This is a genomic window from Lysinibacillus sp. G1-3, assembly GCF_056322905.1.
Genome location: NZ_JBWHYQ010000011.1, coordinates 52,911 through 70,521, shown reverse-complemented (window position 1 = coordinate 70,521; position 17,611 = coordinate 52,911). Strand labels below are relative to the sequence as shown.

The window sequence follows — 17,611 nt, the reverse complement described above, 5'->3', positions numbered from 1 at the left end:
TTATTTTCCCTCTTTCATCACTTCAGCATTAGATGGCTCACTAGCAGCTGTCCCTTCATTCGTTGGCGGTGCTGCCTGATCAGGTGGCGCTGTATCGGCAGCTGGTGTTTGAGGAGGCGGATTTAATTTATCATTGGCGTTCATAACCTTTCGCTCAAGACCTAAAACCTTGGACAGCAGCTCTGTCTCCTGATAAATTTCCTGTGCAAGTGTATAATATTCAATTGCTTTCCCAAACTCTTGGCGTGCATAGCTCTGATCTCCGCTTTTCTCTAAGCCTTCAGCCTTTAATTCCTTCTGAGCCTTTTTCAATTCAGCAATTTTTGCCTCTGTATCTTCAATTTTTGTCTTTATTTCAGGTTCGCCAGTATAGGCAATTGTCAGCGCTTTTTTTCTTGCCTTTTGATACGTTTCAAGAGCCCCATTGTAATCCTCTGCCTCAAATCTAAAATCTCCATCTTTCACAGCTTCAGCAATTTGTACAATGGTATCCATGTTGGCGATTCTTTGTTCAACTACGGCTTTCCCAAAGTCTTTAATAAGCTTTCCTTCTTTTTTAGCCTTTTCATATTGCTCTAGCGCATCGTTAAATTTACCTTCTTCCGCTGCTTTATCTCCACTGATAATCAGATCGGTAACTCTTAATTTTCTCGCTAGTACATTTCTATGTATGGGATCCTTCAATTTTTTAGCAGCATTTCTGCCCTCACTATATTCCAGCAGTGCCTTATCATAAGTTCCATCCTGGAAATACTGGTTTCCGCTCTTTTCATGATCTTTCATCTCGACGGTTAATTCAGCCATTTTTTTAGCTTGCTTTGCCTGATAAAAAATCGTGCCTCCACCTACAACCAAAACTAGGATTAATACAGCTACAATCATTTTGATGTATTTCATTTTTTTCTTATTTGTTTCCTGATAAACCTTATTAGCAAATATAGCTGCGACTGTGTAATTATTGACCACTTTCTTTTGCCTGCTTAACAATACCTCTTCTAATACATCAATGTATTTCTCAGGCTCTTTTGCATCTTCCAACGCATCTGCCATTTCAATTTCATTGACATCTTCCCAAAAGCCGGCTGTACAAAGCACTAGTACATCGTCATCCATTAACTTCATTTTCTTTGAAACAAAAGGCTGGAACTCTTTTGGTTTGCCCAAATAGTTTAGTAAATTAGTTCTTTCCTCGTGCTGGCTAATATCAAGCGAACGGTTCCTATCATTCACTAGCTCTTGCGCTAAGCTTTGATCCGTACTTTTAAACGTTAAAGTCCCATTACGGAAATGATATAATCTCGAATTTCCTGCAACGGCAACAATCATCTTTGAGTAATCCGAGACGACAATGACAATACTAGCCTTCAATCTCACCCTTAAGCTTTGAGCTTGAAGAATTTCTTGTGCATATTGTAAGTATTGTTTAATTTTCCGTCTGGACATGGATGGCTTTTCCATGAATTTTTCTAAAATTGCCTTTACAGCAAGCTCTGCACTACTTATTTCCTGATCAGAATCTAACCCTTTTACAGCTACCCAGCAGGCTACATCGTCCAGCTCTGTATAGGCAAAGTAATCTTTATTTTGCAAAAATGAGCCCGCTTCGGATAAAAAGCTTGTTTTAAAGTTGCTATTTTCCTTTCTCATGATTACTCCTCCTTATTTACTGACTCATTTAAAGACACATGTAAAATAATTACCATGTTTTTTCTAAAATAACGATGGTTGCATTATCTTGATTTTTTAAGCGTTTTTGTTCAACAGCTTTTATCATGTCTTGAGCAATATCATAGGGAGTAGCTTGCTGAGAGAGAATTTTCTCCATTTCAACCTCTGTTAAAGTATCATAGACGCCATCACTAAATAGACATACTTTATCCCCTCTATTTAGCTGAATCGGACTTTTTCCGATATCCATATTTTTAAAGCCTTCATACCCTAAATAATTGATAAGTCTCTTTTTCAAAGGATTTTCCTGCACCTCAAGCTGAGATATTTCACCAGATATATATCGCTCAGTTAACACTGATTCAAAAATATGCTTTTGATTGATGGCCTTAAATTCTCCATTTCGAAAAATGGTAATGACACTATCTCCAACGGCTCCCCAGTGAAGAAATCCGTTATCATCAATAACGGCTGCCACTAATGTAGTACCGCCATTCGAGCCATTTAAATTTTCGACAATCATATGATTACTTGCAAAAGCGGCCTCCTTAAAAAATTTTTCTAGGGCATTTAGACCGCTCAGCTTTTTAAATTCTTCAATAAATGTATTGACAGCAACTGTACTTGCCATCCTACCGTTTGCTAAACCACTGATGCCATCTGCTAGTACAGCGATTGTTCCATCTTTCGTTTCTGCTGTAGAGAAATAATCATCCTGCTCATCACGTCTGCCAATCGTTTGACCATTTCCGATGGCTATTTTTGTTTTTTCATTTTGTTGCGCAAGCATGTTTCTAATAATTAATAATGCAAAGAGTACAACGATAAAAATAAGTGCAATTATGTATGGCAGTAGTTTCTCATCCATCCGTCATCATCCCTCACTGTTGTTGTTTTCCCATTCAAAATGAACACCACATAAGGGAATAAAGAGAAACATACTTGCGCCTAACTGAATTACATCATACGCTGCTAGCTCTGTTGGCGTATAAACCGCTTCATTGTTAAGATAAGCTAAGCCTGATGCATCTCCAGGCAGCAGATAGAAATTCCTTTTTTTAGGATCATAAACAATCACTGCATGGTTACGTTGAGAAATCGAATTGTCTCCAACAATACGAATGTGCATATCCTCAGCTCTACCAATAAAGTTTTTTTCCGATAAAATTCGATAGTCTCGACCCATTTGAGGTCCTTCAATACAAACTAGCCATCCCGTTACCGGATCAATGCCATCCATTTCTCCAAGGTATGGCATTGTTTTATCATCTAGTTCTGCTACAGCTGTTTGCTGACTACTTGGTCTTTGCTCCTGTTCCACCATTACGTTGCAATACGGACATACATTTCTATGTCTTCTGGAACTAAACATGTGACCATTTGTGCATCTAATCAAACTCATTTTCGCTATCCCCCGTCTATGTTTACGAATTTACTTGTCTCTATTTCACTAAAATCCGTGTATTTGCTATGTATATTGTGTCTCCATTACCTATTGGGTAAGGATTTTCGTGTTTTATTCTGTTTTTAACGCGCTTACTAGCCTTTTTTATACCAACACCATTTACAGAATCAATATCCTCTATGTACCATACTCCTGAAACATTATTTAAGACGGCATGTTCATAGTTGATAAGCGATTCATATTCAGTACCATTTAAATCGATATCTGCCTTATTGTCAGCGGAACTTTTCCCAATAAGTAATGACGTTTGATCACCGATTTCCCATTCATCTATTTCAGCTCCTCGATCATTGAGGAGAACTAATTTTCGAATTTTCTTGTTTGTCACATTGTAATTTTTATCTCTAGCTTCATACTTAATAGAGCCATAAATTATTGCTAGTATGCCCAGCATTAGTCCAATAATTGTTTTTAAAATAAAATCCTGATTCATGACAAATACGTATAGAATGAAAAAGAAGGTGATTATGACAATAATAATATCGATAATTTTTATAACCATTTGTTTCTTTGCATCTTCAGTGTATGCATCCATTGAATTTTGACCATACATGGTATCACACTCCTCCATACTAGCTATGGCTTCGTTTTACTTGCTAAAAAAACGTTCAAATAAATCAGTTGTATCTAGTGGATTTTTCTTTGCATTCTTATTAAGCGTTGATCCCGTTTCCTTTGTTTTAGGATTAAAACCAAAAAAATGCTCAAAGTTTTTTTCAATATTGTTCATATTAAAATCTGGCTTTTTTTCAGTAGACTGTGGGCGCGAAGACTGTTTTTCTGATGTCTGTTCCTTGCCCCAACTTTGACTAGCTCCATCTAGTCGAGCATCATATGCTTCTCTTGAGGCTTGATCCTTCAGTACTTTGTATGCCTCTGTCACTTCTAAAAAAATCTTTTCTGATTCTTTGCTTCCACCGCTCACGTCTGGATGATGTTTTTTTGATAGTTTTCGGTAAGCTAGTTTTATTTGTGCTTGCGTGGCGTCTCTACTGACACCTAAAGTTTCATAATGCGTTTTCATATTTTTCATCCCCAATATTAGGATTATTCAAAATTATCTAAGGAACTATGAAAGTCCCTTAGATAATGTGGAATAGCTATCAAGCTGCAATCTTAGACAGCGTAGCCGCCTTCGATTTTTGCCAAATCTGTTTTGTCTTTCTTTTGTTTAATGAATAAGTAAAATTCACCAATACCTTCTGTGTCACCATACTTTTCTGTATAGTCAACAACGAAAGCATTTGGGAAATGAATTTTTCTTACTACTTGATCAGCAGAAATAACTTCTAGAGTTACTTTACGGTAGCAGTCAGCTTTTTCAGCTGGTACTAATGACCATAATCCTAATTTCATCGTGTCATCAGAATTGTCACCATCAGTTGCAGTAAGAATTTTACCTTTAATTTTTAAAGTTGCTCCTACATCTGTTGAACGTGCGTTAGAGTCATTTGGAGTATCTGTTTCATACTCAACAGCCATAATGCTATCTAACCCTAATTCAATTGCTTCTGATCCTTCTACTTTTAATACAAAACCCATTCTCATTACCTCCTGAAATTTGTTTGAATCGTCTCAAAAAATCGTTTTGGGTGAAGTGTATAACTAGTTGTATACATTCCTCCATGCCTCATGCAACTACATGAAGCACGGAGAAATATGTAATGTTTTCACCTTACAATTAATGGAGGATTCTATTTATGTTAAAAGATTTATGAAAAAATCTTAAACATACGACTTAAAAAATATTTTAGTGTATGTGTAAACTTGTTAGGCCTTAACAGCACTACTTGCCTTTGTAATCATAACTTCAAGATTCTTCACATTACCGTTAAACACTAGGTCAATCTGACAAGTGCTTGTTTTTTCATCGATAATGTAGCCGATGTCATCTCCATCATGAATAATGGAGTTTACAAAGCCTTTATCTTGAACCCATTTGCTTTTTTGGCTACTTGGATTATTACTAAAGAATCGAACGATATTTTCATGTTTAAAGTCACCTGATTGGAATCGTAAAATTCTCTCAATATACGTACTTACTTGTGTTTTGTAGATTGAATCAAATCCATCTTCTTCCATAGCTAAACTTCTAGCTTTATACACTGTAATACGTTTAATTTCTTTATCTTGAAGCTGTGCATTTTCTGATGAGAATACAAAGCCAAAGCTTCTACTGTTAATAGCATCTTTAATATTATTAGTAAATCCTGAGATTTCTTTCGCCATTGTTGTAACGGCTCTTAGTGAGTTATCACCAGCTTCAATATCGAAGCGTACACCAGGATAATTTCTCTGAACATTTCTGAAAGAATCTTTCAAATATTCCGGACATTGATAAGCTGAAACAATACCTGCCGCTACATAGCTAGCACCAACATAAACGCCCTCTATCCAAAGTTTTAAAATATCTTCTTTTTCTTTAGATAATCGCGCTCCATTTTCTGTTGTCTGCATTCTTGTATCAATGATTACTCCTGATTTATCTTTAGGAATAATCGTGAAGTTTGGTAAACATGGTATCGCAAACTCACTATAATCTTTTCGAATAAGCACTGAGCATTTATCGATCAAGCGATCAATACCTGCAGTAGCAATTCCATTAAATGTCGTTTCTTCTTCTGCCATGAAGTTGAAGAAAATCTGTATTTTATAATCTTTCACAGTATCAAGAAGGATGGATAGTGATTCCATTGTATTGCCATCTTGCTTGGCAACCTTATCGTTCCCTTTAAATCTAGCTCTACTTACTTTCATTTTTCCTGAAGCTTCTAGTTCTAGTGCAGGGACAATTCCGTACCATACTGTATCTGTAAAGTCATTTTTGGAGTTAACTGTGTTTAAATACGTGCGTAATCGTGGTAGATTATTACTTTTAACGAGCATATCTAACTTTGTGTTCGTTACAAGTAACGAGGGCTGCATACCTTTGTTTTTAGTAGCATACTGATCAAAGTACATTTTTACGCCTAATAGTTTTTCAACTAATGGCTTCACTGTTTTTACAAATTCATCCTTAGCATCCTTATAGAATTCTAAGTAAGTATTGTAGTTTTGTACTTCTGTCTCTACATCTAATTCAGCTCTCACAGCTGGCAATGGAGAGAACGTTCTTACGACTAAATCTTTGACATAAGAGGATGGTGATTCTGTAATCGCCTCATAGTCCTCTTCAAATACTGTGCTTAAACCATAGTTACTATTTTCTTCAATAACCATCAGTTCCGAGCTATTATTTTGTGGTGCCTCAATGATTTTTAATTCACCACTGTCGCCAATAGAAAGTGTCCCAATTTGTAATTTTTCGGACTCGTCTTCATCCTGATTAGCACCTAATAATAGACGTGTTTTAATATCTTCAATTGCTAAAGGAAGCATCGCCATGACATTGTTGTAATTTCTACTAGCTACTTCAAACATCAGGTTTAGCTTGTCCCCTGTATCCAATTTTTTGGGATCGCCTTCATCTAATTTGTCATATTCACCATATAGGTAATGGATTTCTTTACGGACTTGTCGAATGTCGTCCATAACCTTTTTAGGAGAGATCATATCGAGCAAATTTTCAAACTTAAAATCAACGTTCGCAATGCCCTGACTTCTTTTCGTATCAATGAGGGTAAATAACATCTTTAAAAAATCATTATTTTGGTCAATTGCTATTTCAGAAATACAGTCATCTTGAATTCCTTCAGGTTTTTTTAATGTATACATAACCTTTTGGTTAGCAGCATTGTAGAATGAGTAAACCGTCGGAGAAAACTTATCTAAAAACTCGTCGAAGCTTTTAACAAGAAGATTTTCATTAATTTCTTTAATTTTTTCATCACTAAGACTGTCAATCCCTTTTACATCTCCAACAAGCGTAATTAAATCCATTTTTTCAGGATTAATTTCCTCAAAGAGCATGGTTCTGTTTGTTTGACTAATAATCTCCATTCAGTCGGCCGTATGATTATACAGCCATCCCTCCTTTTTGTAACGAATTTCGAGTAAGCATAGTCATAAGTGAGTCGCAAATAAAATATGATGATTGCGTTTAAAATCAACCAATAAGAAACTAATAAGTAACAAAATGGTAATTACAGACAAAGAATCAATAGTTATTTATGATTTTGTATGTAATTATGTACACCAGTTACTCAATACTAGAATTCCTTATGATTCTATAATTTTACATACTTACTTCACTGATGACATTATGTATCACAAAGTAACTATACAGTATCTAATTTTATTGTCAATATTTACATTAGTACATTTTGTAAAATAAATGTATTTAACTGGGTTCATGGTAAAAAATAAACATGGTAAAATTTATGACTTTTTTATAGAAATAAATGTATTTATTCTTTATTTTTACTAAAAAAACAGCTTATGGAGTAAAAATAGGTAGTCCATAAGCTGTTATTTAAAAATATTTTCCGAACTAAAAAACAGAACTATAGAACTACTAATTTATTAAAGCAGTCATTTAGAACCAAATGAATTGAAATAACCCTTCGTCTTTTTTACAATATTTTCAAAATTGATGGCCAATTCCATAATTTTAAGTGAGGAGCATCGTTTTTTTGCATGCACTGCCAGACCCCACATAATAATTCGAGATAGAACAACACTCACTTTCTCATTATATTTTCTCACATTCTCAATTTTGTCCTCGATTATTCGTTGTGTACTATCCATTGGGATAATATTTGTTAAAGAGTAATAAAAGGTTGCTGCTAAACTATAAATATCTGTATATACACCTTGCTCAGATTTATTCGAGTATTGCTCTAAAGGAGAATACCCTGGGCTAGTGAAAATTTGATGATTCCCGGCAGTTTTATTAAAAATAGCCGAACCAAAATCTAATAAATATGGATTACCTTCAGAATCTACTATAATATTACTTGGTTTAATATCACGATGGAGTATACCTATTTTATGTAAATAGCTTAAAGCACCAATTAGAGGAAGGAATATACTCTTGTACAAATGCTCCCTATCATTAATAGGAAAATCCTTTAAATATTGATCTAATAAAGTTCCTTCATAATACTTCATCACGATATAAATCGACTCATTTTCTTCAAAGTGGTGCATATATTTGACGATATTTTGATGATTTATTTGCTGCATAATTAACGCTTCATTTAGAAAAATAGCTTTTAAATCCTCGAACTTCTGCTTCGTTGAAGGCACACGATTAACAACTGTTTTATTATCTAAATCCCGTAAAGCTATGTCATTTGGAAAGAACTCTTTAATAATTAGTTGATTCCCTTCATTGATATTCTCCACGATATAAACAAAGGACAATTTACTAGTAGCAATTATTTCTTTTATTTTATATGTATCTTTCAACACACTGTTTATCGGTAAGCTCAGTTCAACTTGAGTCGCTTGCATTTTCGATCAATCATCCCTTTCAACACATAAACTATGAACAATCTGTTTCATATTTAACGCAAAATATGTAATTATTTTAACTAAAATACAAATTAATGTAAGTATATCAATATACACCTTTATATTAAATAGTTATCTTATAGTAGTTAGTGGTTCTACATTGAATGGTGGGGTTTGGCACAATATGGTGGGGTCGCTTTAATGGTTCTATCCATCGCTTCACTTGTTCTATCCGTCGCCTTGATGCTTCTATCCGTCACTTCACTTGTTCCATCCGTCGCTTTGATGCTTCTATCCATATTTTGAGGTTCTATCCGTCACTTCGCTTGTTCTATCCATCTTTTTGATGGTCCTATCCGTCATTTTGATGGTTCTATCCATCTTTTTGTCTGCTCTATCCGTCACTTCGCCTGTTCTATCCGTCATTTCACTTGTTCTATCCGTCGCTTTGATGGTTCTATCCGTCACTTCACTTGTTCTATCCGTCGCTTCGCCTGTTCTATCACATTCTGTCTCATTGATCCGACTATTTCGCTTTTAAACTCACTAAAAAAAGCGTCCAATAAGTATCTAAATACTTATCGGACGCTTTATAGCAGTTAATTATGCTTTTTGAAAGCGAAGCACTGGTGTACGAGCAGCGCGTGTTTCGTCTAGACGAGTTACGACTGTTGTATGTGGTGCTTCTTGTACGATTGATGGGTTTTCTTCAGTTTCTTTTGCAATTTGAATCATCACATCGCAGAATGCATCTAATGTTTCTTTAGATTCTGTTTCTGTTGGCTCGATCATTAATGCTTCTTCCACATTTAATGGGAAGTAAGTTGTTGGTGGATGGTAGCCAAAGTCTAACAGACGTTTTGCGATGTCTAAAGTACGAACGCCAAGTTTCTTTTGACGACGTCCTGATAATACAAATTCATGTTTACAATGACGGTTATATGGTAGATCGTAGAATGGCTCTAATCGACGCATCATATAGTTTGCGTTTAGTACAGCGTATTCTGTTACAGCTTTTAAGCCATCTGGACCCATTGTACGGATGTAAGTATATGCACGTACGTTGATACCAAAGTTACCATAGTAAGGTTTAACACGTCCGATTGATTGTGGACGCTCGTAATCGAAGTGATATGTTCCTTCTTCTGTTCTTACTAAAACTGGTTTTGGAAGGAATGGAATTAAATCAGCTTTCACTCCTACTGGACCTGAACCTGGGCCACCGCCACCATGAGGACCTGTAAATGTTTTGTGTAAGTTTAAGTGTACGCAGTCAAAGCCCATATCACCAGGACGTGCTTTACTCATTACTGCGTTTAAGTTTGCACCGTCATAGTATACTTTACCGCCAACAGAGTGAATAAGCTCTGCCATTTCGATAATGTTTTCTTCAAATAGACCAAGTGTATTTGGATTTGTTAGCATTAATGCCGCTGTATCAGGACCAACTACTTTGCGTAAATCCTCAATATCTACTAAACCATCTTCATCTGATTTAACAGTAATAGTTTCAAAGCCTGCAACTGTTGCCGATGCTGGGTTTGTACCGTGAGCAGAGTCAGGAACAATAACTTTATTACGGTGACCTTCACCATTTGCTTCATGGAATGCGCGGATCATCATTAATGCTGTCCATTCTCCATGAGCACCTGCTGCAGGTTGTAATGTCACTTCATCCATACCTGTAATTTCAACTAATGCAGTTTGTAGGTCGTAAAGAAGCTCCATCGCACCTTGAGTTGTTGATTCATCCTGTAATGGGTGAACATTAGCAAAACCTGAAATTCGTGCAACAGCCTCGTTAATTTTTGGATTATATTTCATCGTACAAGAGCCAAGCGGGTAGAAGCCAGAGTCTACACCGTGGTTACGACGAGAAAGTGCTGTATAATGACGCATAATATCAAGCTCAGATACTTCTGGTAATTCTGCTGCCTCAGTACGTACTAAGTTTCCAGGAAGTAAGTCGGCAAGATCAACCTCTGGTACATCAAGTGCTTCTAAGCTGTAACCTACGCGACCTTCTTTGGAAATTTCAAAAATGAGTGATTGATTTTCGTTATGCATTAAGAGCCCCCATTTCTGCAACAAGTGCATCAATTTCTTCCTTCGTGCGTAATTCTGTTACTGCGATTAGCACGTGATTTTTAAGAGAGTCATATGTTTGACCTAAAGGATAGCCACCGATGATGCCTTTTTCAATTAAGCCTTTATTAATTTCTTTCACACATTTATTTGTTTTCACAACGATTTCGTTAAAGTGTGCACCTTGGAATGCTACTGTGAAGCCAGCCGCTTCAAAGGCATTTTTAGCATAGCGAGTTTTCGCAATGTTTTGCATTGCCATTTCACGAACGCCTTCTTTACCTAGAGCAGTCATTGCTACAGAAGCAGCAAGTGCAAGAAGCGCTTGGTTCGAACAAATATTAGACGTTGCTTTATCACGACGGATATGTTGTTCACGTGCTTGTAATGTTAAAACATAACCACGACGACCTTCACCATCAACTGTTTCACCTACAAGACGACCAGGTACTTTACGCATTAACTTCGTAGTTACTGCAAAGAAACCACAGTGTGGACCACCGAATGCTTCAGAAATACCGAAAACCTGTGCATCACCTACACAAATATCAGCACCTAGCTTACCAGGTGGTGTTAAAATTCCTAGTGCAAGTGGATTTGAAGAGACAACAAATAAACTTTTTGCCTCATGCGCAATATCGCCAATTACTTGTAAGTCCTCTACTTGACCAAAGAAGTTAGGATATTGTGCAATAACAGCTGCCGTATTATCATCCATTAATTCTTTTAAAGCTTCTACATCTGTCACACCATCTTTTTGTGGAACAGTAACAATTTCAATGGATTGACCATATGCATATGTAGCAACGACATCACGATACTCAGGATGAACCGCTTCAGATACTAAAATTTTCTTACGGCGTGTATGGCCAGCTGCAAGCATACCTGCTTCAGCTAATGCTGTTCCTCCATCGTACATAGAAGAGTTTGCAAGATCCATACCTGTAAGCTCTGCAATCATCGTTTGGAATTCAAAAATCGCTTGTAATTCCCCTTGTGAAATTTCTGGTTGATATGGAGTATACGCTGTGTAAAACTCTGAACGAGAAATAACATGGTCCACGATAACCGGTTTATAGTGGTTGTATACGCCTGCACCTAAAAACGATACGTTAGCATTTGTATCTTTATTTTTCGCAGCCATTGCCGTTAATTCTTTTAATAAAGCTGATTCAGATTTCGCTTCTTTAATATCATATAGGCCTTTAAAACGTACTTTTTCTGGAATATCCTCAAATAACGCATCAACCGAGGATACACCGATTACGTCTAACATTTCTTGTTTATCTTGCTCCGTCATTGGTAAATAACGATGTTTCATAAATGTAGGTCCCTCTTTTCAATATTATTTTGAACGCTTATAAAACGGTGTTTCAACTGTTACTACTTTTAAGTGTTTACCACGAATTTCGATTTCTAATTCAGTTCCGATAGTTGCGAATTGACTGTCAATTAATGCGTGACCAACATTACGTTTAGAAGAAGGAAGCTGTGTACCTGTTGTCACTTCACCGATTTCCTTACCATCTTTCAACACTTTATAGCCATGGCGAGGAATTCCTTTATCAATCATTTCAATGCCCACAATTTTACGTGACAACCCATTTTCTTTTTGCGCCACTAATGCCTCATGACCATTAAAGCCCTCTTTATTTAACTTCACAGCGAAACCAATACCAGCCTCAAGAGGTGAAATTGTCGCTGATAGCTCTTGCCCGTATAATGGAAGACCTGCTTCAAAACGAAGTGTATCACGGCAACCTAAACCTGCAGGAACTACACCTTTGTCTTTTCCAGCCTCTAAGATTTTTCTCCATAATGCTTTAATATCTTCTGGAGAGCCGTATAGTTCAAAACCATCTTCTCCCGTGTAACCGCTCCGAGATACTAATGCTTTATGACCAGCAACTTCAACATCTGCTTGGAAACGGAAGTATTTAATCGTTTGTAAATCAGTATCTGTTAATGTTTGAAGAACTTCTTCTGCTAATGGACCTTGAAGGGCAATTTGTGCATAAGCGTCTGATTGGTTGTCGATCGTCACATCATATTGATGTTGATTTTCCATCATCCAATCATAATCTTTTTCAATATTTGCCGCGTTCACGCATAATAAATAATGATTGTCTGCTAATTTATACGTTAATAAATCATCGACAACACCACCATCTTCATAGCACATTGCATTATATTGCGCTTGACCTACTGCAATTTTAGAAATATCATTTGTCAAAAGATTTTGTAAAAACTCTAGTGAATTAGGTCCAGTTACTAAAATCTCACCCATATGTGATACATCAAATAAACCAGCACGATTACGTACTGCATCATGCTCTTCTTTAATAGAAGAGAACTGTACTGGTAATTCCCATCCACCGAAGTCAATTGTTTTACCACCATGTTTTGCATATTCTTCAAATAGAGGTGTGCGTTTTAATTCTGTCATTGTTTTTGCCCCCTTATTGTTCGTTACATATTTACTTGTAGTAGTTCGTCTGTTTTTTTTACAGTCATGCTTCCCTTTTTGTTCATCCGAATAAAGAAGAACGAACAACATTAGGTAAAACATTTAGACATAAAAAAAGACAGACGAACCCCTTTTCGGGATTCTCTGTCCTTGCACCTGAAAGTTACACCAGACTGGCTCGCATACCTACAATGCCAATCAGCCGGCTTTCCCCTTTGGTGGCTGTAGTACTACAGCACTCTCCAGAGTTGCGTCTTATACGAGTCCTTTTACCTGAGAGATTCATAACACTTTGCTACTTGCTCCTTCGGTGACGTCTACACGTTCTCTCCCCGTACAATCATCCGCCCAAGTTTCAACTTGGTACTATTTAGTATTCAATGAACATTAAGTAACTTATTTGTCTATATCCTAACATTAATTGCATTGAAAAGGCAATCATTTTTTAATTTATATTAAAACACGAACATTAAAACCTTTATAATATATCATAGTTCGCCTTTTAGCCTTTTAACTTGGAATACTAAATACTCAAGAATTTGGCGGATTGTTCTCCCCTCTGTTAACACTTGTATATGTCCTACTTCACGATAGAACTTTCTTCTGTAATGATACAGCCGCTCTAACTCCTCTTTCGTCGAGCTCTGTACAATCGGTCTGTTCGGATCATGCTGTATTCGTTTGTATATATCTTCGAATGTCGCATCTAAAAAAAACACGAGCCCACTGCGTCTCATTATTTTTCGATTTTCAGCATTAATTGCGACTCCACCACCTGTTGAAATAATACAAGCTTCATCCCGGAAATTTTTCAAAAATTCTGTTTCTATTTCCCGAAAACGTGCTTCTCCGTATTTTTCAAATATTTGCGGAATTGTCATACCCTGCTGTCGAACAATCTCATGATCCATATCGTAATAGGGCATCTTTAACAAATAGCTTAAACGTCTTCCTAATGCACTTTTCCCGGAGCCCATAAAACCAACTAAATATATTTTTCGCATTCGAATCACCTTCTTATAACTACGATTCTACACTGTCTGACAAAATTTGTCCTAATAAATTTATCGTAGCTTGAACATTCAGCTTTTCTAGGCCATCATATGTTCGAAACTGAATTTCATAAGACGTACAATACGCAAGGACAAAAGTAGTTACAAAAAATAATAATCCAATTGCGATTAAAAAAATAGCCCCTTTGTCATTTTTTAAAAACTGGAACATAGAAAGTTCGCTCCTTTTTACTACCACTTGGAAGTTCAACAGCTACTGTTAACATATCTTTTTCATATCGGAACTGGCATTTAGTAATACCAATTAGCATTGGTACATGACCACCATTTACTTGATCACGAATTATATTGCTGTAACAATCAATATTATGAATGGTATCTGCTGCCTGGAAGGTTATTCTCTTTTGATCTTTTCGAATTGTTAAAGATGAAATATCATTTAAATACATATTCAAATCATAAACAAAAAGCTCCCACTTTGATTGTTCATCAGATAGCATCGTTGTTTTCATTTCTGCAAACCAAAGCATAATGAACACAAAAAGATGGGCAATAAGCACAAAAACGACTAATTGAAACATCGCTTCTAATAATGTGTAGCCTCGCTCATTCATCAACTTCACCTGTCAGTTGTATACATTTTTTACGTAATTCCCGCGTATTTTGAAAACTTACGCATATCCCTTGTCCATTTATAAACCACTGAAATTCTATATTTTCAATTGTTTTAGTGCCTTCCGTTTGCTGTAGATAACGGTAATGCTTTAAGCCTTCATAGGCCGTTTCAGCTGCGATAACCTCCAACCTCTTGTTGTAAAGAGTCGTTTTCATCGTATAGCTAATTGGTATTAATGTCGTGCATAATAACATAACAATGACTACTGATAATATCGTTTCCACAAATGAATAACCCGATTCATTCAATCCTCGATCTCCCTCGTCCTAATGTAATCACAACCTTTTTAACACCTTGAGGCGTTTTAAAATAAACAGTTCCTGGCGTCATGACGTTTCCATTATAGTTGTACATAATCGTGTAAATTGAACTCGATGCCGGCATAAACTCAACCCCTTTCGGAAAAGGGCGTTCATATAATTCTGTAAAAATATTCTTTTTAATAATGTATCTCTTTGATGAACTCTCAAACTTCATCGAGATATACTCCCTTTGATGCATACTATAAGTTTGTATATATTGAATATCTAATTGAATTTGTGTAAAAAATTGCTCAAGCTCCCTAGTCTCTGCTACTTTAAGCGAATACTTGACGACAATCGCTGACAAACACATAACGATAAACAAAACTATTAGCATTTCAACAAACGTATAGCCACGTTCACTTTTAGTAATATTCATCAATTACTAGAACCAGTATCGGTAGAGGTTTTCGCCAATCGTACCTCTCCATCCTTAGTAATCATAATCTCTTCTTTATTAGGGCAGGTCGTTTCATCCTTCTTTAAATAGCCTTTCTCTACCAATTCTTGAATTGTTGGATAATCCATAAAATCTACTCGATAAGCCTCTACTTGTCCCTGCACCATGCTAACATACGCTTTACAGCCCTTCTCATCGACGGTAGCAAAATGTTTTGTAACATTGGGGATTGTAATTAAAATTAATATAGAAATAATTAGAAGAACAATTAGCATTTCTATCAAAGTAAAACCTGCTTGCTGCTTTATACGTTTCATTATTAACCTCCTATACTAGTTCTATCATGTGATATATTGGCAATAATAAACTTACATATGCGGCAACTATGCACATAGCAATTATGATAAAGAAGGTAGGCTGCACAAACGCAAGGATTTTTTGCAATAGTTGCTCTTGCTTTTCCGTCAATAATTCGCTGTACAGTACTAGCTCTTTTCCTAAATAGCCACTTTGCTCTCCATGTTCAACAAATATCGTGAAATCCTTCTGCCAAACTGTCATTAATTTAACTGCTTGCGTTAGCGAATCACCCAAAACAACGCGATCCTTTATACATCGCGCTAGATATTGTAAAAACGGTTGAAGTCGCTGCTCCTCTAAAATTTGTAGACTTGCCTGTAAAGAAAACCCACTTTGTAGCAGACTCCCTAAATAAGCAGCAAATTGTCTCGTCAAAGCCATTCGTGTATAAATCCGAATCAAAGGCGTTTTTAGAATAATATTTAACTGACGAGCAATCGGACGTCGTTTGAGAGTAAAGTGAAAAATGAAAATACAACAAAATACTGCAATGCCTATGAACATTAAAGCATCGGGAAGATGCAATAATGCCTTTGACAAAGCAATGCTTGTCTCCTCAGTGCCAGTAGTTCGGCTAGTCACCATTTTTTCAATATTAGGAAAGAATATGGTACGAAACACTAAAAACAACAGCAACAAAAATAAAATAAGTACTACAGGATATAGGAGTAGCTTCATTAATTTTTTCTTCGTCGCTTCACTCAAAGCCATTTGCTTTGCCACACCTTTTAACGTCTCAATCATATGTCCATTGTTTTCTGCAACTGTAATGGCTACTAAATGCTGTTTTGGAAGTTGTAATGCTTCAAAAACTCCTAAAACACCGCCTCCTTGTCTCAGCTTTTCATTGATTAGCTTTTGTATGTCTTCATGCGCTTCAATATGATGAGGTAATAAAATAGAAATAGCCTGCGGGAATAAATAACCTTCCTGCATTAACACACTTAATCGACTAAAAAAATGAGCTTGCTCCCTTACACGCCATTTTGTTGCCTTAATGTAAGCCAATTGAACTCTTTCAATAAACGTTCGTATTCGCATATTGATGACTCTCTATCATTTCTTTTTGTCCTGCAAGTGTTAAATCATGTGGCAGTTCATAGCTAGTTTTTTGCATAATTGCTGTAATGGCCATTTGAAGTTGAACATCACTTAGTATTTCAAACAATGCACGACGTTCTTCCTGTATTACGGGTGATTGGAAAAGTGTTTGAGCGACTATACCTACCACAGTTTGACGAAGTTCTTCTATTGATACTCCCAAGTCCATAAAACGATAAAGGCAGTTTACCGAATCCTTAGCATGAATGGTCGAGACTACTAAATGACCTGTTAAAGAAGCTTCGATTGCGATTTTTGCAGTCTCTTTATCGCGTATTTCACCAATCATAATAACGTCAGGTGAGTGGCGTAAAATAGCCTTTAAACCTGTAGCATATGTAACGCCAGCTCGTTCGTTTACTTGAATCTGCAAAAGATTAGCTTGATTATTTTCTACAGGGTCTTCTAAAGAAATGACATGACGATTTAGCTCTGTCGAACAGTAATGGATTAGTGAATACAAGGATGTTGACTTGCCAGAGCCTGTCGCACCTGTTATAAAAGTACAAGTTCATAAAAAAATGTATTTCCTTCTATTATAATTATCATCTCAGGCAGTTATAGAAAGGCGTACAGCCAATTACAAACACAAAAAAGACCACCCATCGCGGAGTGGTCTTTTTTTATGTAAGTACTATTTAAAACATTTGTTTTCTTATCTTCAACATAACATATGTCAA

At 36.2% G+C, this 17,611-nt stretch carries 19 protein-coding genes, 1 pseudogene and 1 riboswitch; all 20 genes and pseudogenes read right to left on the bottom strand.

From position 1 onward, the window contains the following. Positions 1 to 1,647: a serine/threonine protein phosphatase gene (locus ACVYAD_RS13290; RefSeq protein WP_476426753.1), complete on the bottom strand. Its 1,647-nt coding sequence runs from the start codon at positions 1,645 to 1,647 to the stop codon at positions 1 to 3. A 49-nt stretch (positions 1,648 to 1,696) separates the two neighbouring features. Then, the gene (locus ACVYAD_RS13285) at positions 1,697 to 2,536 is read right to left on the bottom strand and encodes a PP2C family protein-serine/threonine phosphatase (RefSeq protein ID WP_476426752.1); all 840 of its coding nucleotides are present in this window, start codon (positions 2,534 to 2,536) and stop codon (positions 1,697 to 1,699) included. A 6-nt stretch (positions 2,537 to 2,542) separates the two neighbouring features. Continuing rightward, the gene (locus ACVYAD_RS13280; protein WP_476426751.1) at positions 2,543 to 3,070 is read right to left on the bottom strand and encodes an FHA domain-containing protein; all 528 of its coding nucleotides are present in this window, start codon (positions 3,068 to 3,070) and stop codon (positions 2,543 to 2,545) included. A gap of 40 nt (positions 3,071 to 3,110) precedes the next feature. Beyond that, on the bottom strand, positions 3,111 to 3,686 hold the full coding sequence (locus tag ACVYAD_RS13275) for an FHA domain-containing protein (protein WP_349660292.1): 576 nt from the start codon (positions 3,684 to 3,686) through the stop codon (positions 3,111 to 3,113). Between the two features lie 36 nt (positions 3,687 to 3,722). Next, positions 3,723 to 4,157, bottom strand: a complete 435-nt coding sequence (locus tag ACVYAD_RS13270; protein ID WP_476426750.1) for a J domain-containing protein — start codon at positions 4,155 to 4,157, stop codon at positions 3,723 to 3,725. Positions 4,158 to 4,249: 92 nt separating this feature from the next. Next, the gene (locus ACVYAD_RS13265) at positions 4,250 to 4,675 is read right to left on the bottom strand and encodes a membrane-associated protease 1 (protein ID WP_349660294.1); all 426 of its coding nucleotides are present in this window, start codon (positions 4,673 to 4,675) and stop codon (positions 4,250 to 4,252) included. A gap of 228 nt (positions 4,676 to 4,903) precedes the next feature. Then, the gene (locus tag ACVYAD_RS13260) at positions 4,904 to 7,072 is read right to left on the bottom strand and encodes a transcriptional regulator (protein WP_476426749.1); all 2,169 of its coding nucleotides are present in this window, start codon (positions 7,070 to 7,072) and stop codon (positions 4,904 to 4,906) included. A 531-nt stretch (positions 7,073 to 7,603) separates the two neighbouring features. Further along, on the bottom strand, positions 7,604 to 8,527 hold the full coding sequence (locus ACVYAD_RS13255; protein ID WP_476426748.1) for a serine/threonine-protein kinase: 924 nt from the start codon (positions 8,525 to 8,527) through the stop codon (positions 7,604 to 7,606). 291 nt (positions 8,528 to 8,818) lie between these two features. After that, on the bottom strand, positions 8,819 to 8,995 hold the full coding sequence (locus ACVYAD_RS13250) for a hypothetical protein (RefSeq protein ID WP_476426747.1): 177 nt from the start codon (positions 8,993 to 8,995) through the stop codon (positions 8,819 to 8,821). Between the two features lie 135 nt (positions 8,996 to 9,130). Continuing rightward, a complete protein-coding gene (gene gcvPB / locus ACVYAD_RS13245) occupies positions 9,131 to 10,594 on the bottom strand; it encodes an aminomethyl-transferring glycine dehydrogenase subunit GcvPB (protein WP_476426746.1) in 1,464 nt (487 codons plus the stop codon). Further along, positions 10,587 to 11,933 (bottom strand): aminomethyl-transferring glycine dehydrogenase subunit GcvPA, encoded by a 1,347-nt coding sequence (gcvPA, locus tag ACVYAD_RS13240; RefSeq protein ID WP_349660299.1) that lies wholly within the window; start codon positions 11,931 to 11,933, stop codon positions 10,587 to 10,589. The genes gcvPB and gcvPA overlap by 8 nt, the downstream gene beginning before the upstream one ends. A gap of 24 nt (positions 11,934 to 11,957) precedes the next feature. Beyond that, a complete protein-coding gene (gene gcvT, locus ACVYAD_RS13235) occupies positions 11,958 to 13,058 on the bottom strand; it encodes a glycine cleavage system aminomethyltransferase GcvT (protein ID WP_349660300.1) in 1,101 nt (366 codons plus the stop codon). A 272-nt stretch (positions 13,059 to 13,330) separates the two neighbouring features. After that, positions 13,331 to 13,423: riboswitch (glycine riboswitch) on the bottom strand. 144 nt (positions 13,424 to 13,567) lie between these two features. Further along, entirely contained in the window at positions 13,568 to 14,083 is a 516-nt protein-coding gene (locus ACVYAD_RS13230; protein WP_349660301.1) for a shikimate kinase, read from the bottom strand. Between the two features lie 19 nt (positions 14,084 to 14,102). After that, entirely contained in the window at positions 14,103 to 14,303 is a 201-nt protein-coding gene (locus tag ACVYAD_RS13225; RefSeq protein ID WP_386827435.1) for a hypothetical protein, read from the bottom strand. After that, positions 14,281 to 14,706 carry a competence type IV pilus minor pilin ComGF gene (gene comGF, locus ACVYAD_RS13220; protein ID WP_476426745.1) on the bottom strand — a complete coding sequence of 142 codons (426 nt, stop codon included), beginning with the start codon at positions 14,704 to 14,706 and terminating at the stop codon, positions 14,281 to 14,283. The genes ACVYAD_RS13225 and comGF overlap by 23 nt, the downstream gene beginning before the upstream one ends. Then, positions 14,699 to 15,016, bottom strand: coding sequence for a hypothetical protein (locus ACVYAD_RS13215; RefSeq protein ID WP_476426744.1), 318 nt, complete (start codon positions 15,014 to 15,016; stop codon positions 14,699 to 14,701). The genes comGF and ACVYAD_RS13215 overlap by 8 nt, the downstream gene beginning before the upstream one ends. Continuing rightward, complete coding sequence (comGD, locus tag ACVYAD_RS13210) at positions 15,009 to 15,449, bottom strand: competence type IV pilus minor pilin ComGD (protein ID WP_476426743.1); 441 nt, start codon at positions 15,447 to 15,449, stop codon at positions 15,009 to 15,011. The genes ACVYAD_RS13215 and comGD overlap by 8 nt, the downstream gene beginning before the upstream one ends. Next, a complete protein-coding gene (gene comGC, locus ACVYAD_RS13205; RefSeq protein WP_476426742.1) occupies positions 15,449 to 15,787 on the bottom strand; it encodes a competence type IV pilus major pilin ComGC in 339 nt (112 codons plus the stop codon). The genes comGD and comGC overlap by 1 nt, the downstream gene beginning before the upstream one ends. Positions 15,788 to 15,797: 10 nt before the next feature. Further along, positions 15,798 to 16,871, bottom strand: a complete 1,074-nt coding sequence (gene comGB / locus ACVYAD_RS13200) for a competence type IV pilus assembly protein ComGB (protein WP_476426741.1) — start codon at positions 16,869 to 16,871, stop codon at positions 15,798 to 15,800. Continuing rightward, positions 16,849 to 17,433, bottom strand: a pseudogene (locus ACVYAD_RS13195) (ATPase, T2SS/T4P/T4SS family); the annotation flags it as partial. The pseudogene ACVYAD_RS13195 and the gene comGB, both read right to left, overlap by 23 nt. Positions 17,434 to 17,611: the final 178 nt, after the last annotated feature.